Origin of the sequence: Burkholderia sp. HI4860 (genome assembly GCF_002223045.2) — a bacterium.
Taxonomy (GTDB): Bacteria; Pseudomonadota; Gammaproteobacteria; order Burkholderiales; family Burkholderiaceae; genus Burkholderia.
The window spans coordinates 3,583,900-3,608,309 of the sequence record NZ_NKFO02000003.1; the positions used below are offsets into that span (position 1 = coordinate 3,583,900).

General features: G+C 67.6%; 25 protein-coding genes. 14 read left to right on the forward strand and 11 right to left on the reverse strand.

The annotated features are described in order from the left end of the window. The first annotated feature begins 1 nt into the window (after position 1). Positions 2-1,210, forward strand: coding sequence for a glycosyltransferase (locus tag CFB34_RS32065; protein ID WP_089440407.1), 1,209 nt, complete (start codon positions 2-4; stop codon positions 1,208-1,210). Here CFB34_RS32065 and CFB34_RS32070 read toward each other — a convergent pair. Then, positions 1,167-1,856 carry a CmcI family methyltransferase gene (locus CFB34_RS32070; RefSeq protein WP_089440197.1) on the reverse strand — a complete coding sequence of 230 codons (690 nt, stop codon included), beginning with the start codon at positions 1,854-1,856 and terminating at the stop codon, positions 1,167-1,169. The genes CFB34_RS32065 and CFB34_RS32070 overlap by 44 nt on opposite strands. Positions 1,857-1,881: 25 nt before the next feature. Between CFB34_RS32070 and CFB34_RS32075 the strand changes: the two genes are divergently transcribed. Further along, the gene (locus CFB34_RS32075; protein WP_089440196.1) at positions 1,882-2,847 is read left to right on the forward strand and encodes a phosphotransferase; all 966 of its coding nucleotides are present in this window, start codon (positions 1,882-1,884) and stop codon (positions 2,845-2,847) included. A 12-nt stretch (positions 2,848-2,859) separates the two neighbouring features. On the opposite strand, the gene CFB34_RS32080 is transcribed toward CFB34_RS32075, so the two are convergent. Together CFB34_RS32080 and CFB34_RS32085 are read right to left on the reverse strand one after the other, a co-directional pair. Then, complete coding sequence (locus tag CFB34_RS32080; RefSeq protein ID WP_089440195.1) at positions 2,860-3,435, reverse strand: polysaccharide deacetylase family protein; 576 nt, start codon at positions 3,433-3,435, stop codon at positions 2,860-2,862. An 85-nt stretch (positions 3,436-3,520) separates the two neighbouring features. Continuing rightward, the gene (locus CFB34_RS32085; protein WP_089440194.1) at positions 3,521-4,069 is read right to left on the reverse strand and encodes a hypothetical protein; all 549 of its coding nucleotides are present in this window, start codon (positions 4,067-4,069) and stop codon (positions 3,521-3,523) included. Between the two features lie 284 nt (positions 4,070-4,353). Here CFB34_RS32085 and CFB34_RS32090 point away from each other — a divergent pair, with 284 nt between their 5' ends. Beyond that, positions 4,354-4,833, forward strand: a complete 480-nt coding sequence (locus CFB34_RS32090; protein ID WP_089440193.1) for a DUF2501 domain-containing protein — start codon at positions 4,354-4,356, stop codon at positions 4,831-4,833. Between the two features lie 119 nt (positions 4,834-4,952). Here the strand turns inward: CFB34_RS32090 and CFB34_RS32095 are convergent, their stop codons facing one another. Both CFB34_RS32095 and CFB34_RS32100 read right to left on the reverse strand, forming a co-directional pair. Further along, a complete protein-coding gene (locus CFB34_RS32095; RefSeq protein ID WP_069248063.1) occupies positions 4,953-5,318 on the reverse strand; it encodes a hypothetical protein in 366 nt (121 codons plus the stop codon). Between the two features lie 314 nt (positions 5,319-5,632). Further along, positions 5,633-6,394, reverse strand: a complete 762-nt coding sequence (locus tag CFB34_RS32100) for a hypothetical protein (RefSeq protein ID WP_089440192.1) — start codon at positions 6,392-6,394, stop codon at positions 5,633-5,635. A 134-nt stretch (positions 6,395-6,528) separates the two neighbouring features. Here CFB34_RS32100 and CFB34_RS32105 point away from each other — a divergent pair, with 134 nt between their 5' ends. The 3 genes from CFB34_RS32105 to CFB34_RS32115 all read left to right on the forward strand — a co-directional run bounded on the left by CFB34_RS32105 (position 6,529) and on the right by CFB34_RS32115 (position 9,986). Then, positions 6,529-7,965, forward strand: coding sequence for an aldehyde dehydrogenase family protein (locus CFB34_RS32105; protein WP_089440191.1), 1,437 nt, complete (start codon positions 6,529-6,531; stop codon positions 7,963-7,965). Between the two features lie 123 nt (positions 7,966-8,088). After that, a complete protein-coding gene (locus CFB34_RS32110) occupies positions 8,089-9,279 on the forward strand; it encodes a nitronate monooxygenase family protein (RefSeq protein ID WP_089440190.1) in 1,191 nt (396 codons plus the stop codon). A gap of 65 nt (positions 9,280-9,344) precedes the next feature. Beyond that, positions 9,345-9,986, forward strand: coding sequence for an OmpW family outer membrane protein (locus CFB34_RS32115; protein WP_089440189.1), 642 nt, complete (start codon positions 9,345-9,347; stop codon positions 9,984-9,986). Between the two features lie 75 nt (positions 9,987-10,061). Here CFB34_RS32115 and CFB34_RS32120 read toward each other — a convergent pair whose 3' ends face one another. Beyond that, positions 10,062-10,265, reverse strand: a complete 204-nt coding sequence (locus CFB34_RS32120) for a DUF1289 domain-containing protein (RefSeq protein ID WP_010095552.1) — start codon at positions 10,263-10,265, stop codon at positions 10,062-10,064. Between the two features lie 418 nt (positions 10,266-10,683). Between CFB34_RS32120 and CFB34_RS32125 the strand changes: the two genes are divergently transcribed. The 4 genes from CFB34_RS32125 (at position 10,684) to CFB34_RS32140 (ending at position 14,765) form a co-directional block, all read left to right on the forward strand. Next, positions 10,684-11,778, forward strand: coding sequence for a polyamine ABC transporter substrate-binding protein (locus tag CFB34_RS32125; protein ID WP_089440188.1), 1,095 nt, complete (start codon positions 10,684-10,686; stop codon positions 11,776-11,778). An 85-nt stretch (positions 11,779-11,863) separates the two neighbouring features. Continuing rightward, positions 11,864-13,024, forward strand: a complete 1,161-nt coding sequence (gene potA / locus CFB34_RS32130) for a polyamine ABC transporter ATP-binding protein (protein ID WP_089440187.1) — start codon at positions 11,864-11,866, stop codon at positions 13,022-13,024. After that, positions 13,021-13,947, forward strand: coding sequence for an ABC transporter permease subunit (locus CFB34_RS32135; protein WP_089440186.1), 927 nt, complete (start codon positions 13,021-13,023; stop codon positions 13,945-13,947). The genes potA and CFB34_RS32135 overlap by 4 nt, the downstream gene beginning before the upstream one ends. Further along, entirely contained in the window at positions 13,944-14,765 is an 822-nt protein-coding gene (locus CFB34_RS32140; protein ID WP_089431135.1) for an ABC transporter permease subunit, read from the forward strand. The genes CFB34_RS32135 and CFB34_RS32140 overlap by 4 nt, the downstream gene beginning before the upstream one ends. A gap of 177 nt (positions 14,766-14,942) precedes the next feature. Here CFB34_RS32140 and CFB34_RS32145 read toward each other — a convergent pair whose 3' ends face one another. From CFB34_RS32145 to CFB34_RS32155, 3 genes are read right to left on the reverse strand one after another with little or no spacing between them, the layout of a single operon-like run. After that, on the reverse strand, positions 14,943-15,749 hold the full coding sequence (locus tag CFB34_RS32145; RefSeq protein ID WP_089440185.1) for a sulfite exporter TauE/SafE family protein: 807 nt from the start codon (positions 15,747-15,749) through the stop codon (positions 14,943-14,945). An 18-nt stretch (positions 15,750-15,767) separates the two neighbouring features. Further along, positions 15,768-17,435 carry a bifunctional protein tyrosine phosphatase family protein/NAD(P)/FAD-dependent oxidoreductase gene (locus tag CFB34_RS32150; RefSeq protein WP_089440184.1) on the reverse strand — a complete coding sequence of 556 codons (1,668 nt, stop codon included), beginning with the start codon at positions 17,433-17,435 and terminating at the stop codon, positions 15,768-15,770. A 34-nt stretch (positions 17,436-17,469) separates the two neighbouring features. Continuing rightward, positions 17,470-18,354 carry an MBL fold metallo-hydrolase gene (locus tag CFB34_RS32155; protein ID WP_089440183.1) on the reverse strand — a complete coding sequence of 295 codons (885 nt, stop codon included), beginning with the start codon at positions 18,352-18,354 and terminating at the stop codon, positions 17,470-17,472. Between the two features lie 249 nt (positions 18,355-18,603). Here CFB34_RS32155 and CFB34_RS32160 point away from each other — a divergent pair, with 249 nt between their 5' ends. From CFB34_RS32160 to CFB34_RS32175, 4 genes are all read left to right on the forward strand, one after another. Beyond that, positions 18,604-19,986, forward strand: coding sequence for a sigma 54-interacting transcriptional regulator (locus CFB34_RS32160; protein ID WP_089440182.1), 1,383 nt, complete (start codon positions 18,604-18,606; stop codon positions 19,984-19,986). A gap of 88 nt (positions 19,987-20,074) precedes the next feature. Then, positions 20,075-20,605: a hypothetical protein gene (locus CFB34_RS32165; protein WP_089440181.1), complete on the forward strand. Its 531-nt coding sequence runs from the start codon at positions 20,075-20,077 to the stop codon at positions 20,603-20,605. 165 nt (positions 20,606-20,770) lie between these two features. After that, positions 20,771-21,334: a DUF2975 domain-containing protein gene (locus tag CFB34_RS32170; protein ID WP_089440180.1), complete on the forward strand. Its 564-nt coding sequence runs from the start codon at positions 20,771-20,773 to the stop codon at positions 21,332-21,334. An 8-nt stretch (positions 21,335-21,342) separates the two neighbouring features. Then, entirely contained in the window at positions 21,343-21,567 is a 225-nt protein-coding gene (locus CFB34_RS32175; RefSeq protein WP_089440179.1) for a helix-turn-helix transcriptional regulator, read from the forward strand. 138 nt (positions 21,568-21,705) lie between these two features. Here the strand turns inward: CFB34_RS32175 and CFB34_RS32180 are convergent, their stop codons facing one another. Both CFB34_RS32180 and CFB34_RS32185 read right to left on the reverse strand, forming a co-directional pair. Next, positions 21,706-22,734 carry a MerR family transcriptional regulator gene (locus CFB34_RS32180; RefSeq protein ID WP_089440178.1) on the reverse strand — a complete coding sequence of 343 codons (1,029 nt, stop codon included), beginning with the start codon at positions 22,732-22,734 and terminating at the stop codon, positions 21,706-21,708. Between the two features lie 118 nt (positions 22,735-22,852). Further along, entirely contained in the window at positions 22,853-24,409 is a 1,557-nt protein-coding gene (locus CFB34_RS32185; protein ID WP_089440177.1) for an efflux transporter outer membrane subunit, read from the reverse strand. Position 24,410: the final 1 nt, after the last annotated feature.

A 24,410-nucleotide genomic window follows, 5' to 3' on the forward strand; every position in this document is an offset into this window, starting at 1 on the left:
CATGAAACGCATCCTGTTCTGCATGGTGCCCGAAAAGGGGCACGTCAATCCGTGTATCGGCCCCGCCCAGCATCTGCGTACTGCCGGCTGCGACGTCGCGTTCTATGCGCCGGCCGATATCAGCGCACAGCTCGACGGTGCCGGCGGCTTCGAATTCGTCGGGCCGCGCGAGACGCCCGAGCGCCACGACCTGTCGCGCGGCGCGAGCTTCGCCGCGAACATCCGCGACGCGGACTGGCTACGGCACTGGATCCGCACGCTGCTGATCGATCTCGCGCCCGCGCAAGTGGACGGTATTCGCACGGTGCTGCGCGACTGGCGGCCCGATGTGGTCGTGATCGATCCGCTGCTCTATGCGGCGGCGATTGCCGCTGAACTGGAAGGGCTGCCGTGGGTCTCGATGTCGAATTCGCTGAATCCGGTGCTGCCGGACGATCTCGATTCGGAACTGCTGCGCACGGTGCGCTGGCTCACGCCGGAACGCACGCGGCTGTTCGCGCGCTACGGGCTCGATGCGCGTTTTCGCGGTTGCGACATCCTTTCGCCGCACCTGACGCTCGCGTTCACGACCGACGCGCTGGTCGGCGCGCCGCCGCCGGGTGTCGAGCTGGTCGGCCCGGCCATGCCGTCCGGCCCGCGCGGCGACGAGACGCCGTTCCCGTGGGATCGCCTCGATGCGGATCGTCCGTTGGTCTACATGTCGCTCGGCAGCCAGCTTTACTACCATCCCGACGTGTTTGCGAAGGTCATCGAGGCGACGCGCGCGACGTCGGCGCAACTGGTGCTGTCGGTGGGCGAGCTGGTCGATTCGGATCTGCTGCCGGCCGACGACGAGCGCGTGATCGCGGTGCGTTACGCGCCGCAACTGGCGCTGTTGCAGCGCACGCACGCGTTCGTCAGTCACGGCGGCGCGAATTCGGTGATGGAGTCGCTGGCGAGCGGCGTGCCGATGCTGCTGTCGCCGTTCTGCAACGACCAGTTCCATTCGGCGCACTTCGTCGAGCGGGCCGGCGCGGGGGGCGTGCTGGATCTGCAGCAGGCCGGCGTGGCGGACATCGCCGCTGCGCTCGAACGCCTGTTGCGGCCCGGGACGTTGCGCGAGCAGGCGGCGCGGATCCGCGCGAGCTACGCAGCGCGCGACGGTTCGGCCGAGGCGGCGCGCCTGATCAGCGCACTCGCTTCAGGAAGCCGCCGGGCGACAGCGTCATGAGGACGCGGTCCTCGATGTCGTAATCGACCTCGAAGCGCTTGTCGCGAGCGAGGAATTCGTGCGCGGCGGTGGCCGGGTTGTTGCCTTTGCCGTACGGCTTGCCGTCGAACATCGACGCGGGCAGGTACTCCATGATGGTGTCCATCACGATCGCGTAACTGCCGGGCGTCACGAGCGGCGCATAGCATTCGAGCTCGCGCAGCACGTGCGCGTGGGTGTGCGTGAGATCGAGGATCACCATCACGCGTGCGTCGTCATCGATCTGCGCACGCACCGAGGCGAGCGTATCGGCCGCGCATGATTCGCCTTGGATCAGCGTCATCCGGTGGGCGAGCCGGTGCGATTGCAGGCGCTGCCTGACTTCGTCGCGCAGGCGCGGCTCGATCGCGACGACGCGGCCGCTGTCGCCAGCGAGTTCCAGCATCGACGCGGAGAATACGACGCCGCCGCCCGCCGCGATCCCGGTCTGCACGATGCAGTCGGGACGCTCGCGCCAGATCAGCTCCTGGAGCGCGAGCATGTCGCCGGGCAGGTGGAAGAAGCGCTCGCCGAGCCAGCGCGTCTGGAACAGATGGTCGAATTCGGCAGCACGCGTCAGCCATTCGATATTGATGTCCCGCATGCGGGCCGAGGGACGCTCTGACATGGTCAATGCAACGAGTAGGAGTGACGTGAAAACGCTGGAACCGTGGCTTCACCGGTACTGGAACATCGGGCCGGCGCACCTGCAGGCGCTGGCGTCGGGCCATACTAACAAAACGTATCTCGTCGAGTGCGATGCGGGGCGCGCGGTGCTGCGCGTGTCGTGGTCCGGCAAGGCGATCGAGCAGGTGCATCGCGAGGCGGCGATGCTCGGCCATCTCGGCCGCTCGCGTGCGGCCGAGATGCTGCCTGCGCTGCCGAAGCTGCGGCCGACCGTGGACGGCCAGTCCGGTGTACAACTGCCTGATGGGAGCTGGCTGCATCTGTTCGAGCATATCGACGGCCGCCCCGGCCTGCCGGACGATGCGGAGGCGGGCGCGATCGATGCGATGCGTGCACTCGTGCATCTGCATGCGGCGATGGCGGCGATGCCCGTGACCGAATCGGCGCCGCTGGCCTGGCTGTCGGCACGCCACGCGCGTGTAGCGGCGCGCGCTGCGCCGTCGTTGCCGGGTGACTTGAGCGGCCACTACGAGACGATGATTCACCGGATCGGCGCACATCTCGACGCTGCTGCCCGCTGGCTGACGGGCGCGGTGCACTGGCTGCACGGCGACTATCACGCGGGCAACCTGCTGTATGTGGGGCACGCGGTGAACGGCGTGCTCGATTTCGACGATGTCGGGCAGGGCGCGCAGTGGCTCGAAGCGGCCTTTGCGCTGTTCGCGCTGTCGCGCGATGCGGGCAGGGACGATCGCTTCGTATTCGATGCGCAGCGCTGGGACGCCGGCCTGCGAGTCTATGCGGCGACGCGGCGCGATGACGTGCCGGACTGGCTGCACGACCGCCGCGATGCGCTGATGGCCTTGTTCTGCGCGGACCAGACGCTGATCCATCTCGAAGCTGCCCAGCGCGGCCTGTGGACACCGGGGCCGGGTATCGGTTTTCTCGGCGGCTGGTGGCAGTTGCTGGATGGTGCGGCGCCGGAACGTTAACCGGCTGCTTTCTCAGCGCGGCCGATTCAGAAACAGGCGCACCGCTTCGACCGTATGGGGCCGCGCCTCGCCGTGCCGCGATCCGTCGTGCATGCAGAACAGCACGTCACGTTGCCGTGCCGCGCTGGCTTCGACGTGCGCGCACATCGCGTCGAACAGCGCCTGCGGTGACGGCGCCGGCCGCTGCCAGTCGTCCAGTATCGCGGTCCAGCCCGTGTGTTCGCGCCGCAGCCGCGCCAGCACGCCGGCGCGACTATCCTCCGGCATCAGGCCGTAAGGCAGGCGCAATGGAATCGTGTCCGGCGCCGGAACGCCGGCTCGACGATAGGCCTCGCGGATCAGCGCGTCGGTTGCGTCGATTTCGTCGATCAGGGCGTCATCCGCCAGCGCGCCCGGCCTCGCGTGCGAATGCGTGTGATTGCCGAGCAGGTGGCCTTCGCTCGCCATTCTTGCCGCGACGTCGAGTGCGCCTGCGAGATTCTGGCCGAGCAGGAAGAAGGTCGCCTGGCAGGACGCGGCGCGCAGGACATCGAGCAAGAGGGGTGTCGAGGGACCGGGCCCGTCGTCGAAACTGAGGCGAATGGACATTGCGGGTGGGGGCGCCGTTCAACGTGTATCGGAGCAACGATAGCGCAAGTCGCGGCGAGCGGCGGCCGGCGCTTTCATCGGTCGGCTACTGGAGCGGCTCGATCGCCAGCGGACAGGTGCCGATCCGACGCAACTGCGTGCCGGTCCACTCGTAGAAGAACCGGGCGGCCTTCGCGCTGTTGTCGTCGCATTCGTCGTTGAAGCAGCCCGCGACGATCAGCAGCCTGCTGCCGGGACGGAAATCGACGCGCTCCTCGTCGTTGCCCATCACGCCTGCGATGGCCTGCACGCCGGGCATCGTGTACGTCGCGCCCGTGTACTTGTCGACGATCGCGAAATTCCGGCAATCCGTTCCGCAACCCCAGATCGCGACCCGATAGTGGCCGGCAAAATTGGCCGGTTGCGTGAATTCGTCGCGAATGACGGTGCGGTAGAGGCGGGTTTCTCTCGTGGTCAGGCGGGGTGCCGCAGCCGGCTTGCGTGGCGCGCTCGCCGCGAGTGCCGGATAGCGGTCGAACGAAGGCGACGGGCATGCGGCGGCCGCCGAGGCCGTCGCCGCGCGGGCGGTGCCGGAACCGCCAAGCAGCGCGGCCGACGCGCCGGCGATCAGCAGCAGTCGATGGGCAAGCATCACGCGAGCATCCTTCAGGTTCGGGATGGGGATCGGGCCGGAGGGTCCGAACGGCCGGCCCGACGATTCTATGACGCTTCACGCGCGCCGACGACCTGGCGCCGCGATCGCGAGCCTGCGTCAAGCCGACGTTGCGCACACGGCGCGCCGTCAAGCTTTGTCAAATTGCGGCGATATCACGATGCCTGACGTTTCAGGCCGCCTTCGAACGCTGTCATGCACGGTTCGATTGAGTATCCTTGGATTCGATTCGCGGTACTCATGCCATCACAACCGGGAGGCTTCACATGAATGCACGTCTATACCGCGCGACCGTTGCCGGCGCGCTGATCGGATTGCTCGCGCCGTTTTCGGTGGCGCATGCGCAGCTGGGCGATGTCCTGAAGCAGGTCGGCGGCGGTGGCGACTCAGGCGGCAGCGCGGGCGGTGCGCTCGGCAATCTCGGCGGCCTCGGCGGTGCATTGACGGGCGGGGGCGGTGCGTCGCTGACGCCGGGCAGCACGGGCAACGTCGCCGGCCTGCTGCAGTTCTGCATCCAGAACAACTATCTCGGCGGGGCGTCCGGCGGTGCGTCGTCGGTGAAGGACGCGCTGATCGGCAAGCTCGGCGGCAACGCATCGTCCGACAGCGGCTATACCAGCGGCGCGAGCGGGGTGCTCGATGCCGGCAACGGCAGCAAGCTCGACCTGAGCGGCGGCGGCCTGAAGCAGCAGGTGACCAAGCAGATCTGCGACAAGGTGCTGACGCAGGCGAAGTCGCTGCTGTAAGCGACTCGTCGCGGGGCGGTGCGATGCGCACAGCTTCCGCAGGCCATTCCGGCCGCCCCGCGCACATCATCGAGGAGAAGGCGGGCGGCCGCGCGATGCCGCGGCCCGCACGCATGGACTCAGTCGGCCAGCCGCTTGTCGGCGAGCGCCTTGCAGCAGTCTTCGTAGACCCATTGCACGAGTTTCGCCCGATAGTCGAGATCGTCGGTATCGACGATTTCCTCGACCGCGTCGCGCGCCCATGACGCATCGACGAACCCGGCATGCCGCTTCGCGATGTCCTGCGCGAGCGCCGCGAGCTTGGCAACGGCCAGCCAATCGGCTTGGCGATGATGGCGGTCGAGCCAGCGGTGCGCGGCCTGGACCTGGAACGTGGCGTCCGGCCACGATTCGTTGAGGTAAAACGCGCCGAGATTGCCGCAGGTGAGCCAGCAAAGCAGTTCCAGGCGGTCTTGCGAGCCGAGGATATGGGGTGCGTCGGACATGGCAGCGCTCACGAAATACGTCGATTCCGGGCGGCGCCGGTTGCATTGGGCCGGTGCCGATAATAAAAACATAGCACGATGCGGGCCCGACCGCGCACCCGGGCGGATGCTGACATCGCGATGGTGAAACGGACGCCGCGCCGGCGAGGATCGCCGACGGCGAAGTGAGGCGGTCGCGGGAACGGAAAGTGCGCCAGCGCGTGAGGCGCGGCGCGGGATGAGGCGGCCAGGGAACGGCCGCCGGCGCCATGAAGCGGGCCCGTTGGCGGGCCCGCCGCAGCCCGGCGCGCGGGCCCGGCTGCCGATGAGCGAACTCAGGTCGTCGTGTGCGTGGCCCGCGCGATCGAGCGGATGCTGCGCTCGACGCGGATCAGGATGATCAGCACCGCGAGCGACACGAACGAATACAGCGCGACGAGCGCGGCGACGCCCGCGTAGCGCGCGGTCTGGCCGTTCTCGGCAGCGGTCTCTTCCGCGGCCTTCTTCTCGTTGTCGAGCGCGGTGCGGCGTGCGTCGTAGCGCTCGGAGAAGTCGCGCATGACCGCCGATACGACGTCGGTGTACGCCTGCTCGCGCGCATATTCGTCGCCGTGACCGGTGACCTTCTTCTTGACGCTGGCCGCGACGTCCGTGCGCGACAGCACCTTGTCGAGATACGCGATCTGCTGCTCGTAGTACGCGACGTCCGGATGGTCGTCGTCGCCGAGCACGCGCTGGAACGACGGCTCGTATGCGTCGCGATCGACCGCGTAGTCCGGCGACAGGGCCGCGCGGCCGTGCTTCTGCACGATGCCCGACAGTTGCGTCGACAGGCGCAGCGCGGGCGACGCGTTGTCGTCCTTGGCTGCGGCGCCGCCGGCGGCCGGCGTGGCCTTGGCGGGCGCATCGTTCTCCCACGCGAACGATGCCGGATCGACCTGGATGGCCGAATCGACCTTCGGCGGTTTCGACAGGCGCGCATCGAGTGCGACCACGCCGAATATGACCCCGCCGATCAGGACTGCGGTCGCGAACAACAGCACGATCACGCGCAATACCTGAAGATAGCCGCCCTCGATTTTGGTCAGGATGCTCAAGGCATTCTCCTTTCTTATGATGAATGAGGCGCCGAGGCTAAAGACCTTTCGAATGGCTGTCAATCGTCACGCCGCGTCACACCGGCGGACGGGAACGCTCGCTAGAATGGCGGCTTTCCTGGAGGCGGAAAGCGATGAAAATCTACGACCAGTTCTATATCGACGGCGCGTGGCGCAAACCGGCCGGCACCGGCACGATCGACGTGATCGACTCGGGCACCGAGGCGGTGATCGGCCGGATTCCGGAAGGCGTCGCGTCCGACGCGCAGGACGCGATCCGCGCGGCGCGCGCAGCCTTCGACGCATGGGCGGCCACGCCGCCCGCGACACGCGCGGGCTACCTGCGCAAGATCGTCGAGCATCTGCAGGCGCGCAGCGAGGAACTCGCGCAGTCGATCACCGGCGAAGTCGGGATGCCGATCAAGCTGTCGCGCGCGATCCAGGTCGGCGGCCCGATCTACAACTGGAAGGCGTACGCGAAGCTCGCCGAGTCGTTCGAATTCGAGGCACAGGTCGGCAACTCGCTCGTCGTGCGCGAGCCGGTCGGCGTCGTCGCGGCGATCACGCCGTGGAACTATCCGCTCAACCAGATCACGCTGAAAGTCGCGCCGGCGCTCGCGGCCGGCTGCACGGTCGTCCTGAAGCCGTCCGAAGTCGCGCCGCTGAACGCGTTCATGCTCGCCGAAGCGATTCACGAAGCCGGGTTGCCGGCCGGCGTGTTCAACCTCGTGTGTGGCTACGGCCCGGTCGTCGGTGAAGTGCTGGCCACCGATCCGGACGTCGACATGGTGTCGTTCACGGGCTCGACGCGCGCCGGCAAGCGCGTGGCGGAACTGGCGGCCGCGGGCGTCAAGCGCGTTGCACTCGAACTGGGCGGCAAGTCGGCGTCGGTGATCCTCGACGATGCCGATTTCGCGACGGCGGTGAAGGGCACGGTCAACGCGTGCTACCTGAACGCGGGGCAGACCTGCTCCGCGCACACGCGCATGCTGGTGCCGGAAGCGCGCTACGACGAGGCACGTGAGCTCGCGAAGGCGGCGGCCGAAACCTACGTCGCCGGCGATCCGCGGCAGGATGCGACGCGCCTGGGCGCGCTGGCATCGGCCGTGCAGCAGCAGCGCGTGCAGGACTACATCCAGCGCGGGATCGACGAAGGCGCCGAACTCGTGACGGGCGGCACGGGCCTGCCGGAAGGGCTGGATAAAGGCTTCTTCGTGAAACCGACCGTGTTCGGCCGCGTCGATCCGAAATCGACGATCGCGCAGGAAGAAATCTTCGGGCCGGTGCTGTCGATCATCACGTATCGCGATGAAGACGAGGCCGTGCGGATCGCGAACGATTCGCCGTACGGGCTCGGCGGCGCGGTATGGGCCGGCAGCGACGAACGCGCGATGGGCATCGCGCGCCGCATCCGCACCGGGCAGGTCGACATCAACGGCGGCGCATGGAACATGGCCGCGCCGTTCGGCGGCTACAAGCAGTCGGGGCACGGCCGCGAGAACGGCGTGTACGGGCTCGAAGAATATCTCGAGTACAAGTCGATGCAACTGAAGCCCGCGAAGCCGGCCTGAGCGTTTGTCACGGCCTGAACCGGAAACGGCACGCTCGCGTGCCGTTTTTTTATTGACGGGCGTCAAGGTGCGCGTCGGTGGATCGTCGATCATCGCGGTTCCGATGTTCCGACGAGGTTTCAGATGACCGTACGCACTTCCTTTCCGCCGCTGACGATTCGCGGCCGCACCTTGTTGCCCGTCGTGCAGGGCGGCATGGGCGTCGGCATTTCCGCGCACCGGCTGGCGGGCAGCGTCGCGCGCGAAGGCGCGGTCGGCACGATCGCGAGCATCGACCTGCGCCACCATCATGCGGACCTGCTCGCGCGTTGCCGCGCGCAACCCGATCGCGCGACGCTCGAGGCCGCGAACCGCGAGGCGCTCGCACGCGAGATCCGCCTCGCGAAGACCTACAGCGAAGGGCGCGGGATGATCGCGGTCAACGTGATGAAGGCCGTGAGCGCGCATGCGGACTACGTGCGGGTGGCGTGCGACGAGGGGGCGGACGCGATCGTGATGGGCGCGGGCCTGCCGCTCGACCTGCCCGACCTCACGCAGGGACACGGCATCGCGCTGATTCCGATCCTGTCGGACAGCCGCGGGATCGCGCTCGTGCTGAAGAAGTGGATGAAGAAGGGACGCCTGCCCGACGCGATCGTGATCGAGCATCCGGCGCATGCGGGCGGCCATCTCGGCGTCACGCAGATCGACGACATGCACGACCCTCGCTTCGATTTCGCGCGCGTGCTCGACGAGACCGCCCAGGTGATGGCGACGCTCGGCCTCGCGCGCGAAACGATTCCGCTGATCGTTGCGGGCGGGATCAACAGTCACGACGCGGTGCGCGCGGCGTTCGACGCCGGCGCGAACGGCGTCCAGGTCGGGACGCCGTTCGCGGTGACGGAAGAGGGCGATGCGCATCCGCACTTCAAGCGCGTGCTGGCCGACGCGACGCCCGAGGACATCGTCGACTTCGTCAGCGTGACGGGGCTGCCCGCGCGCGCGGTGAAGACGCCGTGGCTCGATCGTTACCTGCGCAACGAGACGCGCATCCGCACCAAGCTCGGCGCGCTGAAGCAGCGCTGCCCGACCGCGCTCGAATGCCTGAGCGTATGCGGCTTGCGCGACGGCATCGAGAAGTTCGGCCATTTCTGCATCGACACGCGGCTCGCGGCCGCGCTGCGCGGCGACGTCGCGAACGGGCTGTTCTTCCGTGGCCGCGAAGCATTGCCGTTCGGCCGTGCGATCCGCAGCGTGCGCGATCTGCTCGACCTGTTGCTGACGGGCAGTGCGACCGAGCCTGCGGCAAACCGCCCCACGTTTACGCTGGCTTGACGAATATCAAGATGAAGAAAAGACCCTACAGGGAGAATGGAAACCATTCTTTGGGGGTCCGTACCATGCATAAAACGATTCGAACTTGTGTCACCGCTGCGGCCGTTGCGGCCGCTTTCGCCGCGCTGCCTTCGCTGTCGCACGCAGCCTCGCCGGGCGACGGCATCAACCAGGGCGACGTCCTGGTCCGGCTGCGCGCGATCAGCATCCAGCCGAACGAACGCGCGAGCGATACGCTGGGCGCGCTCAACGTCGGGGTGAACAACGCGATCGTGCCCGAGCTCGACTTCACGTACATGATCCGGGACTACCTCGGCGTCGAGCTGATCCTGGGTACGTCGCGGCACCAGCTGACGTCGAGCATCGGCAATCTCGGCGGCGTGGGCGTGCTGCCGCCGACACTGCTGCTGCAGTACCACTTCAACCATGCCGGCAAGGTGCGTCCGTACGTCGGCGCGGGCGTGAACTACACGTACTTCTACAACAACGGGCTCAACGTCGGCGGCGAGGGCGTGTCGATCAACAAGAGCAGCTTCGGCCCCGCGCTGCAGTTCGGCGTGGACGTGCAGTTGACGAAGAAGGTCTTCATGAACGTCGACGTGAAGAAGATCTGGATGAGCACCGATGCGACGCTGGGCGACAAGGGCATCGGCACGCTGCACATCGATCCGCTGATCGTCGGCGTGGGCGTCGGGATGAAGTTCTAGACGCGGCGGGAAAAAAACAGAGTTGGGGTTGGCGGCATGGCGGTCGGCATGCCGCTCTTTTTTTGCGCGGCGGATTTACAGCTTGTCGTACTGGAAGCGCATCGCGGTGCCTTCGCGCGAGATGCGCTCCCACACCGCGCGCTTTTCGTCGTCGCTCAGGAACACCCAGTTCGACACTTCGGCAGCCGTACGGCCGCAGCCCTTGCAGACTTCGTCGAAGAGGGTCGAGCACACGCCGATGCAGGGGCTGTCGGGCAGGTCGTGGAGATTGGAGGCCATCGGGAGGTTCACGCGGTTGAATCGTCAGCCGCCATTTTAATGCATCGCGGCCGGACGGTCGGACGGGTGCCGCCGGCATGCCGTACCGGTGCAGCGGCGTGACAGTACGGCGGGCTCGGGCACGGCCGCCGGGCGGTTCGCGTCCGGCCGACGGACGCGGGTGCGCCGCCGCCCGTTTTTCCCGGTGGACAGCCGCCGATTACCCGATAGAATTCCTTGGGAACGCCCCGCCGCACGGGCGGCCAGCCTGGCCGGCGGCGGTAATCTGTTCCGTTTGCGCGACACCGGCATGATTTTTTTGTGACGGGGCGCGAATGATGGTAGTTTTCGGGGTTTTCGAGGGGCGGCGCGCCAGAATGCGCCGTCATGACGAGGCAGACGGCAGCCGGACACACGGTCCGGCCGGAGGGAGAGCGGGATGAAAGCAAAGGTAGTGGGCCGGTTCGCAGCGCTCGCGCTGTGCGTGGGTGCATCGGCGGCAGCGGCGAAGGATACGCAGCTCAATGTCTATAACTGGTCGGACTACATTGCGAAGGACACGATCCCGAACTTCGAGAAGCAGACGGGCGTCAAGGTCCGCTACGACAACTACGACAGCGACGACACGCTGCAGGCGAAGCTGCTGACGGGCAGCTCGGGCTACGACATCGTCGTGCCGACCAGCAACTACGCGGGCAAGCAGATCGCCGCCGGCATCTTCGCGCCGCTCGACAAGTCGAAGCTGCCGAACCTCAAGTACCTCGATCCGCAACTGATGGCGCTCGTCGCCGGCGCCGATCCGGGCAACAAATACTCGGTGCCGTGGGCGTACGGCACGACCGGTCTCGCGTACAACCTGACGAAGGCGCAGCAGGCGCTCGGCAAGGTGCCGCTCGACAACTGGGACATCCTGTTCAAGCCGGAAAACATCTCGAAGCTGAAGACCTGCGGCGTGTCGGTGCTCGACGCACCCGACCAGATGTTCGCGGCGACGCTGCACTACATCGGCAAGGATCCGATGAGCACGAACCCGGCCGACTACAAGGCCGCGATGGACGTGCTGAAGAAGATCCGCCCGTACATCACGCAATTCAACTCGTCGGGCTACATCAACGACCTGGTCGGCGGCGACATCTGCTTCGCGTTCGGTTGGTCGGGCGACGTCGTGATCGCAAAGCATCGCGCGATCGAGGCGAAGAAGTCGTACAAGGTCGAGTACTACATTCCGAAGGGCGGCGCGCCGGTGTGGTTCGACGTGATGGCGATCCCGAAGGACGCGAAGAACAAGGATGCCGCGCTGCAGTGGATCAACTACATCGAGGATCCGAAGGTGCACGCGGCGATCACGAACGCGGTGTACTACCCGAGCGCCAACGCAGAGGCCCGCAAGTACGTGCGGCCCGACGTCGCGAACGACCCGGCCGTCTATCCGCCGGCCGATGTCGTGAAGACGCTGTTCCTGCTCAAGCCGCTGCCGCCTGAAATCCAGCGTCTGCAGACGCGTCTGTGGACCGAGCTGAAGTCGGGCCGCTGACGCGAGCCGATGTTCCCGGCAGTCATGAAGCCCCTGGTACCCCCGGGGGCTTTGTTCGTTCAACGCAGGAGAGAAGCAGCACATCATGAATAGCCAGTCGGGTGCGCCGGTCGCGGGCGCGCCGTCCTCCGTTTCCTCCTCCGGCGCCGATGCGCGCGCCGAGAACTTTGTCCAGATCGTCGACGTCGTCAAGAAATTCGGCGACACCGAAGCCGTGCGCAGCGTCAACCTGACCGTGCGCCAGGGCGAGCTGTTCGCGCTGCTCGGCAGCTCGGGCTGCGGCAAGTCGACGTTGCTGCGGATGCTCGCGGGCCTCGAGACGGTCACGTCGGGCAAGATCCTGATCGACGGCGAGGACCTCGCGCAGATGCCGCCGTACAAGCGGCCCGTGAACATGATGTTCCAGTCGTATGCGCTGTTCCCGCACATGTCGGTCGAGTCGAACGTCGCGTTCGGTCTCAGGCAGGAAGGCACGCCGAAGGCCGAGCTGAAGGAGCGCGTCGCATCGGCGCTGGAACTCGTGCAGATGAGCAAGTACGCGAAGCGCAAGCCGCATCAGCTGTCCGGCGGCCAGCAGCAGCGCGTCGCGCTTGCGCGCTCGCTGGTCAAGCGGCCAAAGCTGCTGCTGCTCGACGAGCCGATGTCCGCGCTCGACAAGCAGATCCGCCAGCGCACGCAGATCGAGCTCGTCAACATCCTGAACAAGGTCGGCGTCACCTGCATCATGGTCACGCACGACCAGGAAGAAGCGATGACGATGGCCAATCGCCTCGCGGTGATGAGCGAAGGGCAGATCGTGCAGATCGGCTCGCCGAACGAAGTGTACGAATATCCGAACAGCCGCTTCTCGGCCGAGTTCATCGGCTCGACGAACCTGTTCGACGGCGTGACCGTCGAGGACGAGCCCGACCACGTGTACATCGAGTCGCCGGAGCTGCCGAGCCGGCTGTACGTGAGCCACGGGATCTCGGGCCCGCTCGGGATGCCGGTCACCGTGTCGGTGCGCCCCGAACGGATCGCGCTCACGCGCAAGCCGCCCGAAGGCGCGTTCAACTGGGCGCGCGGCCGGATCAGCAACGTCGCCTACATGGGCGGCTACTCGCTGTATCACGTGAAGCTCGACGGCGGCAAGACGGTGATCGCGAACGTGTCGAGCCTCGCGATTTCGGAGCTCGAGACGCCGGCGCTCGGCGACGAGATCTACGTGCGCTGGAGCGCGACGGCCGGCGTGGTGCTGACGTCATGACCGCGTTCAAGTCCCTGCTCGAGTGGCCGGTGCGGCGCTTCAACCTGACGGGCGCCACGGCGGTTGTCGCCGGGCCGTTCACGTGGCTCGTGCTGTTCTTCCTCGTGCCGTTCGTGCTGGTCGTCAAGATCAGTTTCGCGGAGCTGCAGCTCGGCATCCCGCCGTACACGGAGCTCGCGTCGTACGCAGACGGCGTCGTGCACGTCGCGCTGAACCTGTCGCACTACGCGTTCCTGTTCACGGACAGCCTGTATTTCGCGACCTACGTGAATTCGGTGTGGGTGGCCGCGATCACGACGCTGCTGTGCCTGCTGATCGGCTATCCGATGGCGTACTACATCGCGCGCTCGAACCCGGCGACCCGCAACCTGCTGATGATGGGCGTGATGCTGCCGTTCTGGACGTCGTTCCTGATCCGCGTGTATGCGTGGATCGGCATCCTGAAGAACAACGGGCTGCTGAACAACTTCCTGATGTGGATCGGCCTCATGCATACGCCGATCGAGCTGTATCGCACCAATTACGCGGTGTACATCGGGATGGTGTACTCGTACCTGCCGTTCCTCGTGATGCCGCTCTACGCGCACCTCGTGAAGATGGACCTGCGCCTGCTCGAAGCTGCGTACGACCTCGGCGCCAAGCCGTGGAAGGCGTTCGTGCAGATCACGCTGCCGCTGTCGAAGAACGGGATCATCGCGGGCTGCCTGCTCGTGTTCATCCCGGCGGTCGGCGAGTACGTGATTCCCGAACTGCTGGGCGGCGCGAACACGCTGATGATCGGCCGCGTGATGTGGAATGAGTTCTTCAACAACGCAGACTGGCCGATGGCGTCGGCGGTGACCTGCGCGATGGTGTTGCTGCTGCTCGTGCCGATGGCGATGTTCCAGCACTTCCAGGCGAAGGAGCAGGGGGGCCGCCGATGAAGCCGAACCGTTACCTGCAGTTCGCGGCGCTGTTTGCCGGCTTCGCGTTCCTGTACATCCCGATCATCAGCCTGATCGTCTATTCGTTCAACGAGTCGAAGCTCGTCACCGTGTGGTCGGGCTTCTCGTTCCGCTGGTACGCGGCGCTCGTCGAGGACGACGAACTGCTGACGGCCGCGTGGCTGTCGCTGAAGATCGGCGTGCTGACCGCGTTCGCGTCGGTGTTCATCGGCACGTGGGCCGGCTTCGTGCTCGCACGGATGGGGCGCTTTCGCGGCTTCGCGCTGTTCAGCGGGATGATCAATGCGCCGCTCGTGATTCCCGAGGTGATCCAGGGGATCTCGCTGCTGCTGCTGTTCATCGAGCTGGCGAAGTGGATCGGCTGGCCGGCCGAGCGCGGCGTGTTCACGATCTGGCTCGGCCACGTGATGCTGTGCATCTCGTACGTCGCGATCATCGTGCAGTCGCGCGTGCGCGAACTGAATCCGTCGCTGGAAGAAGCCGCGCTCGATCTCGGTGCGACACCGCTGAAGGTGTTCTTCACGATCACGCTGCCGCTGATCTCGCAGGCGCTGATCGCGGGCTGGCTGCTGTCGTTCACGCTGTCGATCGACGACCTCGTGCTGTCGGCGTTCCTGTCGGGCCCCGGCTCGACGACGCTGCCGCTCGTGGTGTTCTCGCGTGTGCGGCTGGGCTTGAACCCGGAGATGAACGCGCTCGCGACGCTGTTCATCGTCGCGGTGACGGCCGGCGTCGTGATCGCGAACTTCGTGATGCTGCGCCAGGAGCGCAAGCGGATGGCGGGGTTCGCGGCCTGACGTCCGGGTTGGGATTGCTGCCGTAAAAAACGCCCGGTGCCGACGACGAGTCGGGCCGGGCGTTTTGTTTGGGTGGCGCGGCGTGTGGATCGGTGCCGGTCTATACGCGATTGCGACAGATGAACGGCATCGAAGACGGGACGCGGGTTCGATTCCCGCGCCCGGTCGCGCGCCGGCTTACCCGCCGAACGCCGCCTTCGCCAGCAGCCCGAGCGCGACGCACACGAGCACGGTCGCGAACCCGGCCTGCACGTGCCGCGCGGCGAGGTGGCGCGACGCGCCGCGGCCGGCGGCCATGCCGAGCGCGGTCGCGACGGTGAACCACAGCGTCACGTCGAGCGGCGCGCGTGTGCCGGACACAAGCGTGGCGAACACGCCGCCGGTGCCGACGAGCGCGATCACCATCAGCGACGTCGCAACGACGCCGTGCATCGATACGTTCGTGAACTTGCGCAGCATCGGCACGATCACGAAGCCGCCGCCGACGCCGAGCAAGCCCGTCATCAGGCCCGTCATCGCGCCGGTCGACGCCAGCGCGACGCCAACCGGCCAGGACCACACGAGCCGGCCCGTATCGGGATTCACGCGGCCGACGCATAGCGGCGACGCTTCCGCGTCGACCGGCGCGTGCCGCAGCGCCTGCCGCAACAGGCGGCCGGCGACGACCAGCATCGTCAGCGCGAACAGCGCGAGCAGCAGGCGTTGCGGCAGCACGTGCGCAAGCCGGACGCCGAGCGTGGTCAGCGGCACGCCGGCCACGGCCATCAGCAGTGCCGCGCGATAGCGCACGAGCCCGCGGCGGAAACCTTCGAGCGCGCCGAGCGCGGCGCTGCCCGCCACCGCGACGAGCGCGACGGGCGTGGCCTGCTGCATCGGCCAGCTCATGCCGACGACGAGCGCCGGCACCGCAAGGATGCCGCCGCCGGCGCCGGTCAGGCCGAGCACGGCACCGACGAAACCGCCCAGGACGAGGGAAATCAGCATGACGTCATCGTGCTCCGGTCAACGTACGATCGCGGGCTTCGCGAGCCATTCGCGGCCCTTGAGCATCGCCTTCCAGTAGAGCGGCGGCAGCACGCGTTCCTTGAGCAGCCAGGCGAGCCGCGACGGGCGCTTGCCGTCGATCAGCCACGCGGGGAAGGTCGGCGCGACCTTGCCGCCGTACAGGAACTCGGCGAGCACGATCTTGCCGCGCTCGACGGTGAGCGGACACGAACCGTAGCCGTCGTACGCGGCATCGCCGTGCGCGCGGCCGAGCGACGCGAGCAGGTTGTGTGCGACGACGGGTGCCTGCTTGCGGGCGGCCGCGGCCGTTTTCGCGTTGGTCGTGTTGGTGGCGTCGCCGAGCGCGTAGACGTCCGGATACTGCTTGTGCCGCAGCGTCGCCGGATCGACGTCGATCCAGCCGGCCGCGTCGGCGAGCGGGCTCGATCGCACGAAGTCGGGCGCCTTCTGCGGCGGCACGACGTGGATCATGTCGAACGCACGCACGACGGTTTCCTTGCCGCCGTCCGGCAGCGCGCGCGCGAACGTCGCGCGGCGCGCGGGCCCGTCGATCGACACGAGGTTGTGGCCGAACGACAGCGCGATGTCGTAGCTTTTCACGTACTCCATCAGCGCGGGCACGTAGTCGGCGACGCCGAACAATGCGGCGCCCGCGTTCAGGAACTCGACGTTCGCGGCTTCGAGCCGGCCCGCGCGCCGCCAGTGGTCGCACGACAGGTACATCGCCTTCTGCGGCGCGCCCGCGCACTTGATCGGCATCGGCGGCTGCGTGAAGAGCGCGTTGCCACCGCGGAACGTGCGGACCAGCTCCCACGTGTACGGCGCGAGATCGTAGCGGTAGTTCGACGTGACGCCGTTGCGGCCAAGCGTGTCGGCGAGGCCTTCGATCCCGTGCCAGTCGAGCTTGAGCCCCGGGCACACGACGAGCTTGCGATAGCCGATGCGGCGGCAGCCGTCGAGCACGACCGTGTGCGCGTCGGGCTCGAAGCCCGCGACGGCGGCCTGGATCCGGTGCACGCCGCGCGGCAGCACGTCGGTCATCCGGCGCGCGGTGGTCTCGGGCCGGAACACGCCCGCGCCGACCATCGTCCAGCCGGGCTGGTAGTAGTGGACGTCGGCCGGATCGATCACCGCGATGTCGAGCGACGCGTCGCGCGCGAGCAGGCTCGACGCGACCGCGATACCGGCCGCGCCCGCGCCGACGATCACGATGTCGTGCCGCGCGTCGATGGCCGGCGCCGCCTGCCTGCCGCCTTGCGCGACCCGCGATGCGATCGCGTGCAGATCGTAGCCGGCCGCAGCGGCCGTCGCGACGATGTCGTTCAGCGGACGCAGGCCGGCTTGCGACAGCGCCCACAGCGTGGCCGAACGCGTGCCGCTGCGGCAGTACGCGAGCACCGGCCCTTCGAGCGACGCGACGAGCGCGCCGAACTGCGCGGCCTGATCATCGGTCACCTTGCCGGTATCGACCGGCAGGTAATGCACGTCGATGCCGAGCGGCGCGGCGGCCGCGCGGATCTCGGTGACGGTCGGCTGGTCGGGGCCTTCGCCGTCGGGGCGGTTGCAGATGATCGCGCGGATGCCGGCCGCGTGAAGCGCGGGCAGGTCGGCCGCCGCGATCTGCGGCGAGACCGACAGCGTGTCGGTCAGCTTGTGGAGGGTCATGTCGGGGGTCTCCGGAGGGGGCGGGGCGTGTCGCTCAGATCGCGTCGAGCGGGATCTTCAGGTAGCGCACGCCGTTGTCTTCGGGCTCGGGCAGGTGGCCGGCGCGCATGTTGACCTGCACGGACGGCAGCATCAGCACGGGCATCGCGAGCGTGGCGTCGCGCGCGGTGCGCATCGCGACGAAATCGTCCTCGGTCACGCCGTCCTTCACGTGCACGTTCGCGCGGCGCTGCTCGGCCACGGTCGTCTCGAACTGCACGTCGCGCCCGCCCGGCTGGTAGTCGTGGCACAGGTACAGGCGCGTGTCGGGCGGCAGCGCGAGCACGCGCGCGATCGAGCGGTACAGCGTGCGCGCGTCGCCGCCGGGGAAATCGCAGCGCGCCGTGCCGTAATCGGGCATGAACAGCGTGTCGCCGACGAATGCCGCGCGCTGCGTCGCGTCGTCGACGCAGTAGGTCATGCAGGCGGGCGTGTGGCCCGGCGTATGCAGCGCGCGGATCGTCAGCGCGCCGAGCGCGAGCGTGTCGCCGTCGTCGAGCAGCCGGTCGAACTGGCGGCCGTCCTGCGCGAAGCCGGGGCCGGCGTTGAACAGCATGCCGAACACGTGCTGCACGCGGCGCACGTGCGAGCCGATCGCGATCCGGCCGCCGACGTGTTCCTTCAGGTACGGCGCGGCCGACAGGTGGTCGGCATGCACATGGGTTTCCAGCAGCCAGTGCACGTCCGCGCCGAGTTCGGCGACGCGGGCGATCAGCCGGTCGGCGCTCGCGGTGTGCGTGCGGCCGGATTTCGGGTCATAGTCGAGCACGCTGTCGATCAACGCGCACGCGCGGCTCGCGGTATCGAGCAGCAGATAGCTGACGGTATGGGTCGCCGGGTCGAAAAAGCCTTCGACCGACAGCGTGGTGGCATCGCTCACGGGGTGTCCTCGATCGGGTTCTGCATTTGCAATCGGGGGGGGGTAAATCAAGAAGCGTGCCAGCCTGCGCCGACGCACCGGTCGATCCGCCAGGGACTTGATTCGGCTCGGGTTTTCGGTGCAACGGCAGCGATGCGCGCGTGTCGGTGGCGCACAGCTGCCGCTGCCGACTGCCATGTTTGGCAGTGTCGTGGCAGAATTGGCAGTCTGCCTGGCAGTTCGTCGGGCACGCCTTCATCGAGCGTCCGCATGAATCCGCACGACACCATCCCGATCGTCCCCGCGCCGCGCCACGGCGCCATGCCCGACGTGCGCGCGCTCGTCGCGTATCTCGAGCAGGATCCGCAGCCGATGATCGTCGTCGATCCCGACTACCGCATCCTCGCGGCGAACGATGCGTACCGGCGCCAGTTCGGCGTCGCGGGCGTCGAGCACGTGGGCCGGCACTGCTTCCAGGTCTCGCATCACTACGACGTGCCGTGCGACCAGGCGGGCGAGCATTGCCCGATGAAGCAGGCGCTCGAATCGCGCGGGCTGAACCGCGTGCTGCACATCCACCACACGCCGCGCGGCCCCGAGCATGTCGACGTCGAATTGCGGCCGATCTTCGATGCCGACGGCAACGTGATCGCCTATGTCGAGCGGCTGACGACGGTGCGCAGTGCATCCGCACAGCCGAGCGCGGAAGGGCTCGTCGGCGGCGCCGACGCGTTCAACGCGGCGCTCGGCGCATTGCAGCGCGTCGCGCCCTCGATGCTGCCGGTGCTGCTGCTCGGCGAATCGGGCACCGGCAAGGAGCTGTTCGCCCGCGCGCTGCACGAGGCGAGCGACCGCGCGATGGGGCCGTTCGTCGTCGTCGATTGTTCGGGGATCGCCGAGACGCTGTTCGAGAGCGAACTGTTCGGTTACGAGAAGGGCGCGTTCACCGGCGCGAACCAGCGCAAGCCGGGCCTCGTCGAGACCGCGCAGGGCGGCACGCTGTTTCTCGACGAGATCGGCGACGTGCCGCTGCCGATGCAGGTGAAGCTGCTGCGCCTGATCGAGTCGGGCACGTTCCGGCGCGTGGGCGGCGTCGAGGCGCTGCGCGCGGATTTCCGGCTGGTCGCGGCCACGCACAAGCCGCTGCGCGAGATGATCGACGACGGCCGGTTCCGGCAGGATCTCTATTACCGGATCAACGCGTTTCCGATTCCGTTGCCGGCGCTGCGCGAGCGGCGCGGGGACGTCGCGCTGCTGGCCGAGTCGATCCTGCGGCGGATCGCGAACACGCGCGCCAGCGCGGGCGACGCGGGGGCCCGGCCATTCGTGCTGACCGAGCGCGCGCTCGCGTGTCTCGATGCGTATGCGTGGCCGGGCAACATCCGCGAGCTGCGCAACGTGCTCGAACGCGCGTGCCTGTTCGCGGACGACGGGACGATCCGCATCGAGCATCTGCCGGCCGAGCTGGTTGCCGCATCGGCGGCGCCGCAGGACCGGGTTGCCGATGCGCGCGGCGTGTCGGATGCAGAGCTCGTGCGCATCGCGCGCACGTTCGACGGCACGCGCAAGGCGCTCGCCGAGCAGGTCGGGATGAGCGAGCGGACGTTGTACCGGCGGATGAAGGCGCTCGGGCTCGGGATGCGCGAGCGCTGAACGGGCGCATGCGACGGGTGGCTGGCAGTGGCAGGCGGCTTTGTCGATAATGGCGCGTTCGATCCCGATCCCACCTCCCACGTCGCCGATGAAGAGACGCTTCCTTTCGCCTTGCCTGTTTCTCGCAGCCACTGCGCTGTGCAACCTGGCGCAGGCCGCCGCCGAGTACACGTGGACCGACGTGGCCGGCGCGCATGCGGTGACGCTTGCGAGAACCGAGTCCGGCGACGACGTCGAGCTCAAGGTCGCCGCGACGCTCGACGGCCGGCCCGACTGGACCGTGCGCGACTACGTGAAGGCATGCCCGGTCGACGTGATTCTCGACGTCGTACCTGCGTCGATCGAAATGCGCGACCTGCTCGGCAACGGCCGCAAGCAGTTCCTGTTCGCGTACAAGATCGGCTGTCGCGGCGACGTCAGCGCCGACCAGGTCAAATACTTCCTGATCGACCAGGGCACGAAGTACGTGCTGCGCGGCGAGGAGACGGTGACGGTCAACGGCAAGTTCATGGACGGCGGCGCGGCGCCCGTGCCGAGTGCGGACCTGAAAGGCCAACCCGCGTTTCTGCGCTACATGACGAAGCATTGGCACGGGATCAGTGTGCGCGATTATCGGTAGGCATGCGCAGGGCGATTGCGACGGGGCGTGCGACACGTGTCTGCTGAGGCGGGCAGAGAACACGCTGTACGATAATAAATCATGGCGAAGCAACAATTAATTATCGTTTTACGATAATTATCGGTGTACACTCGACGCACGTTCATTCCCCGTCGAGGACTTCGCATGCATTCCGATCGCATTGCCCGTATCAGCCAGTGCATGGCTGCCGTCACGCTGTCGTTGATCGTCGGCTTGTTGGTGCTTAACGCAGCGTTCTGGGCCTTTCCGTCGTTGATCCTGAGTCGAACTGGGCCCGGGTTTGCATTCGGCTTGTCCGACTCGGTGATCTCCAACCTGAACATCGACGTCGCTGCGTTCCCGTGGTGGCAGAAGGTTGGCGGCTTTCTGTTGTCGGGCGTACCGCTCGTCGCGCTTGCGAACGGCCTGCGTCACCTGCGTCTGCTGTTCCGCACGTATGCGCAGCGCGACTACTTCTCCGCGCAAGCGGCCGGCCATCTCGGCAAGACCGGCCGCGCGATCGGCCTGTGGGTATTGCTGAGCGTACTGTGCGAACCGCTTCTCAGTATGTGGGCGACGATGCTCGAACCGGTCGGCCAGCGGATGGTCAGCATCGGCTTCGGTCTGCCGTACGTCGTCGCGCTGTTCACCGCGGCCTGCATTGCCGTGATCGCACACATCCTCCGGCAGGCAAGTACGCTCGACGCCGAGCATCGGCAGTTCGTCTGAGGCGCGCCATGTCGATCGTGGTCAGGCTCGATGTGATGCTCGCGACGCGCAAGGTTCGCTCGAAGGATCTCGCGGCGGCCGTCGGCATCACCGAACAGAATCTGTCGCTGCTCAAGCAAGGGAAGGTCAAGGGCATCCGCTTCGCAACGCTCGAGGCGATCTGCCGCTATCTCGACTGCCAACCAGGCGACCTGCTCGCGTTCAGCGATGACGGTGTCGGCGAGGTGGACTGACGTACCGCTACTGTCACGTGCCGAGGTGACGACGTGGCGGGGCGCCACCGGTCCCGCGCCGCGCACGGGTTGCAGAGGTGAAACGGGCAGCACGCGGAAAACCCGCCTGCCGCCCGCAACCTCATGCGCTCAACCTGCTCAACGCGCCGGCGCCAGCTGCGCCATCGCCTCCCGCACGAAGCCGATCAACGTATCGTCGATCCACGAATCCTTCGTCAGCGACGGCTCGTTCGTCATCGCCTGGCGGAATTTCGCATGCGTGGCCGGATCGTTGCCGGCATAGCTGCAGAACAGCGTGAGCCAGCGCTGCGCGAGCGCGCGGCCTTCCGGTGAATCCGGTTTGGCACCCGCCTCGATCGCGTCGCGCACGTCGCCCATCAGTTGCGGCCATGCCATCGCGCTTTCACCGTAGTGCGCCCGCATGAAACGGATCTCGTCCGGCGTGAGGTACTTCTCGAAGATCCGCATCTTGTTCTCCGACGACGCGCGCAGCACGTAGTCGCGCAGCGCGGTCGAAATCCCGATCTTCGACTGCATCGCCGGTTCGTGTTCGTGCATCAGGTTCAGCTTCGCCAGCAGCCGCGGATCGTTGTTCGTGTCGCGCACGAGCAGCGCCATCCAGCGGCTGGCGAGCGCACGGGTGCGTTCGTCCTCGGCGGGCACGCCCGCGTCGTGCAGCGCGCGAACTTCATCGACGAGCGCGATCCATTCGGCGTCGCCCGTCTGGCTCTTCTGGTACATCGGCAGGCGCGCGAGTTCTTCCTCGGAAAAGTATTTGTCGTACACGGTCATCAACTCCAGTGTGGTGAGCCAATCGGCCAGCTCCGGCTCCGTGCCCGCGGCGAGCTGCGCATGCAGGTTCACGAGCCGCTCGCGCAGCTGCGCGGTCTGCGCGAGCTGACGGTCGAGCAGCGCGATCTGCTTCGCGACGATCTCGACGAGCGGCGTGTCGGGCTGGTTCAGGTGGTCGCCGATTTCGGCGAGCGACAGGCCGAAGCGACGCAGCGCCTGGATCTGGTGGAGCCGGGCGATGTCGTGGCGGTCGTACAGCCGGTAGCCGTTGTCGGCGCGCGCCGAAGGCGTCAGCAGACCGATCGCGTGATAGTGATGAAGCGTGCGGACGGTCAGCCCGCTGCGTTTCGCCAGTTCTCCCACTTTCAGTCGCATTCGTTCCTCCATTCGGGGCGCACACTGGAGTCTCGAACGTTACGCTACGTGAGGGTCAAGCGGAAGATCGGAAATCGGGTGCGCGGCGGAATTCCGCGCACCCGATCGCAGGGCCGGCTTATTGCGGCGAAGGCGGGGTGTCGGCGCCGGCGGCGCGCGCTTGCTGGCCGGTGGCGGAAGCGTCGGCCACCTTCCCGGACTGGCCGGCCTTGTCGACCGGCGGCGTACCCATCGCCTGGTAAAGCCGCGCGGTATCCGCGAACCGTGCGCCGGTCGCCCGGATCTCGTCGAGCCGTGCATTGCGATACTGCAGCTCGCTGGCGCGTGCGGCCGACGGCGGCAGCGCGCCGAGCCGCACGCGGGCCGCCGCGTCGTCGTACGCACCGCGCGCGGACAGCGCGGCGCGGGACGACGCATCGAGCGCTTCCGCGTCGTGCTCGAGCGCGGCGAGCGAATCGGCGACGTTCTGGAACGCGCCGAGCACGGCCTGCTTGTACTGGTCGACGGCGGCCTCGTAGGTCGCCTTCGCCGCGCGGCGCTGCGCGAGCAGCGCGCCGCCATGAAAGATCGGCTGGCTCAGCGACGCGCCGACGTTCCAGATCGCGCCGGCGCCCGACAGCATCGTCGGCCAGCTGAAGCCGCCTTTACCCATTGCGGCCGACAGCGACAGCTGCGGGAACATCTGCGCGGTCGCGAGGCCCACTTCGGCCGCGGCCGCCTTCAGCCCCGCATCGGCCGCCTGGATATCCGGGCGGCTTTGCAGCAGGTCCGACGGCACGACGACGGGCACCTGTTCGGGCAGATGCAGGTCGGCGAGCGTGAGATCGGCCGGCGGCTGGTCAGGCGTGCGGCCGACCAGCACCGCGAGCGCGTGGCGGGCCGAGTCGCGCTGCTGGCGCAGCGCGGGCAGGCTCGCCGCGAACGTGTCGGCGCTTTGCCGCGCGTTCAGCGCGTCGCTGCGCGAGGCGGAACCAAGCGCGTAGCGGCGTTCGGCATCGTGCGCCTGGTCGTTGGCGAGCGCGACGAGCCGCTCGGTCGTATTGATCTGCGCATTCAGCACCGACACCGTGATCGACGCGGTGACGATGTTCGCGGCCAGCGCGCGCCGTGCTGAGTCGAGCTGGAACGCGCTGACGTCGACGCGGCGCGCCAGCGCGCGGTTCGCGAAACGCGACGCGCCGAACAGGTCGATCGTGTAGCTCGCCTGCAGTTGCCCGACGAACGAGTCGTACAGCAGCGTCGAGTCGCCGAGAGCCGGAATCGGCACGCCGAGCGCGCGCTGGCGCGACGCCTGGCCGCCCGCATCGATCGACGGCAGCATCGAGCTGCCGATCTGCCCGCGCAACTGTTCGCGCGCGGCATCGAGCGAGTGGGATGCCGCGCTCAACGTCGGGCTGTTGCGCAGCCCTTCGTCGACGAGCGCGTTCAGCGCGTCGGAGCGGTACTGCTTCCACCAGTCGGGCACCGGCTTCGCGCCGACCTCGAACTGCTGCGTGACGCCTTGCGCGGACACGGTCTGCTGCACTTGCGGCGTGGCGCCGTAGTGCGCGGGCGACGGCATCGCGGGCGGCTCGCCGCTCGGCGCGAACCACGCGCAGCCCGCGAGCGGGCCGGCGAGGCTCGCCACCGCGAGTGCCCGCACGGCTTGGGTTTTCAGGTTCATCGATCGATCCATG

Coding starts and splice junctions, on each gene's coding strand:
- CFB34_RS32065 (WP_089440407.1), top strand. CDS start 2: ATGAAACGCATCCTGTTCTGCATGGTGCCCGAAAAGGGGCACGTCAAT.
- CFB34_RS32070 (WP_089440197.1), bottom strand. CDS start 1,856: ATGTCAGAGCGTCCCTCGGCCCGCATGCGGGACATCAATATCGAATGG.
- CFB34_RS32080 (WP_089440195.1), bottom strand. CDS start 3,435: ATGTCCATTCGCCTCAGTTTCGACGACGGGCCCGGTCCCTCGACACCC.
- CFB34_RS32090 (WP_089440193.1), top strand. CDS start 4,354: ATGAATGCACGTCTATACCGCGCGACCGTTGCCGGCGCGCTGATCGGA.
- CFB34_RS32095 (WP_069248063.1), bottom strand. CDS start 5,318: ATGTCCGACGCACCCCATATCCTCGGCTCGCAAGACCGCCTGGAACTG.
- CFB34_RS32105 (WP_089440191.1), top strand. CDS start 6,529: ATGAAAATCTACGACCAGTTCTATATCGACGGCGCGTGGCGCAAACCG.
- CFB34_RS32110 (WP_089440190.1), top strand. CDS start 8,089: ATGACCGTACGCACTTCCTTTCCGCCGCTGACGATTCGCGGCCGCACC.
- CFB34_RS32115 (WP_089440189.1), top strand. CDS start 9,345: ATGCATAAAACGATTCGAACTTGTGTCACCGCTGCGGCCGTTGCGGCC.
- CFB34_RS32120 (WP_010095552.1), bottom strand. CDS start 10,265: ATGGCCTCCAATCTCCACGACCTGCCCGACAGCCCCTGCATCGGCGTG.
- CFB34_RS32125 (WP_089440188.1), top strand. CDS start 10,684: ATGAAAGCAAAGGTAGTGGGCCGGTTCGCAGCGCTCGCGCTGTGCGTG.
- potA (WP_089440187.1), top strand. CDS start 11,864: ATGAATAGCCAGTCGGGTGCGCCGGTCGCGGGCGCGCCGTCCTCCGTT.
- CFB34_RS32135 (WP_089440186.1), top strand. CDS start 13,021: ATGACCGCGTTCAAGTCCCTGCTCGAGTGGCCGGTGCGGCGCTTCAAC.
- CFB34_RS32140 (WP_089431135.1), top strand. CDS start 13,944: ATGAAGCCGAACCGTTACCTGCAGTTCGCGGCGCTGTTTGCCGGCTTC.
- CFB34_RS32145 (WP_089440185.1), bottom strand. CDS start 15,749: ATGCTGATTTCCCTCGTCCTGGGCGGTTTCGTCGGTGCCGTGCTCGGC.
- CFB34_RS32150 (WP_089440184.1), bottom strand. CDS start 17,435: ATGACCCTCCACAAGCTGACCGACACGCTGTCGGTCTCGCCGCAGATC.
- CFB34_RS32160 (WP_089440182.1), top strand. CDS start 18,604: ATGAATCCGCACGACACCATCCCGATCGTCCCCGCGCCGCGCCACGGC.
- CFB34_RS32165 (WP_089440181.1), top strand. CDS start 20,075: ATGAAGAGACGCTTCCTTTCGCCTTGCCTGTTTCTCGCAGCCACTGCG.
- CFB34_RS32170 (WP_089440180.1), top strand. CDS start 20,771: ATGCATTCCGATCGCATTGCCCGTATCAGCCAGTGCATGGCTGCCGTC.
- CFB34_RS32175 (WP_089440179.1), top strand. CDS start 21,343: ATGTCGATCGTGGTCAGGCTCGATGTGATGCTCGCGACGCGCAAGGTT.
- CFB34_RS32180 (WP_089440178.1), bottom strand. CDS start 22,734: ATGCGACTGAAAGTGGGAGAACTGGCGAAACGCAGCGGGCTGACCGTC.
- CFB34_RS32185 (WP_089440177.1), bottom strand. CDS start 24,409: ATGGATCGATCGATGAACCTGAAAACCCAAGCCGTGCGGGCACTCGCG.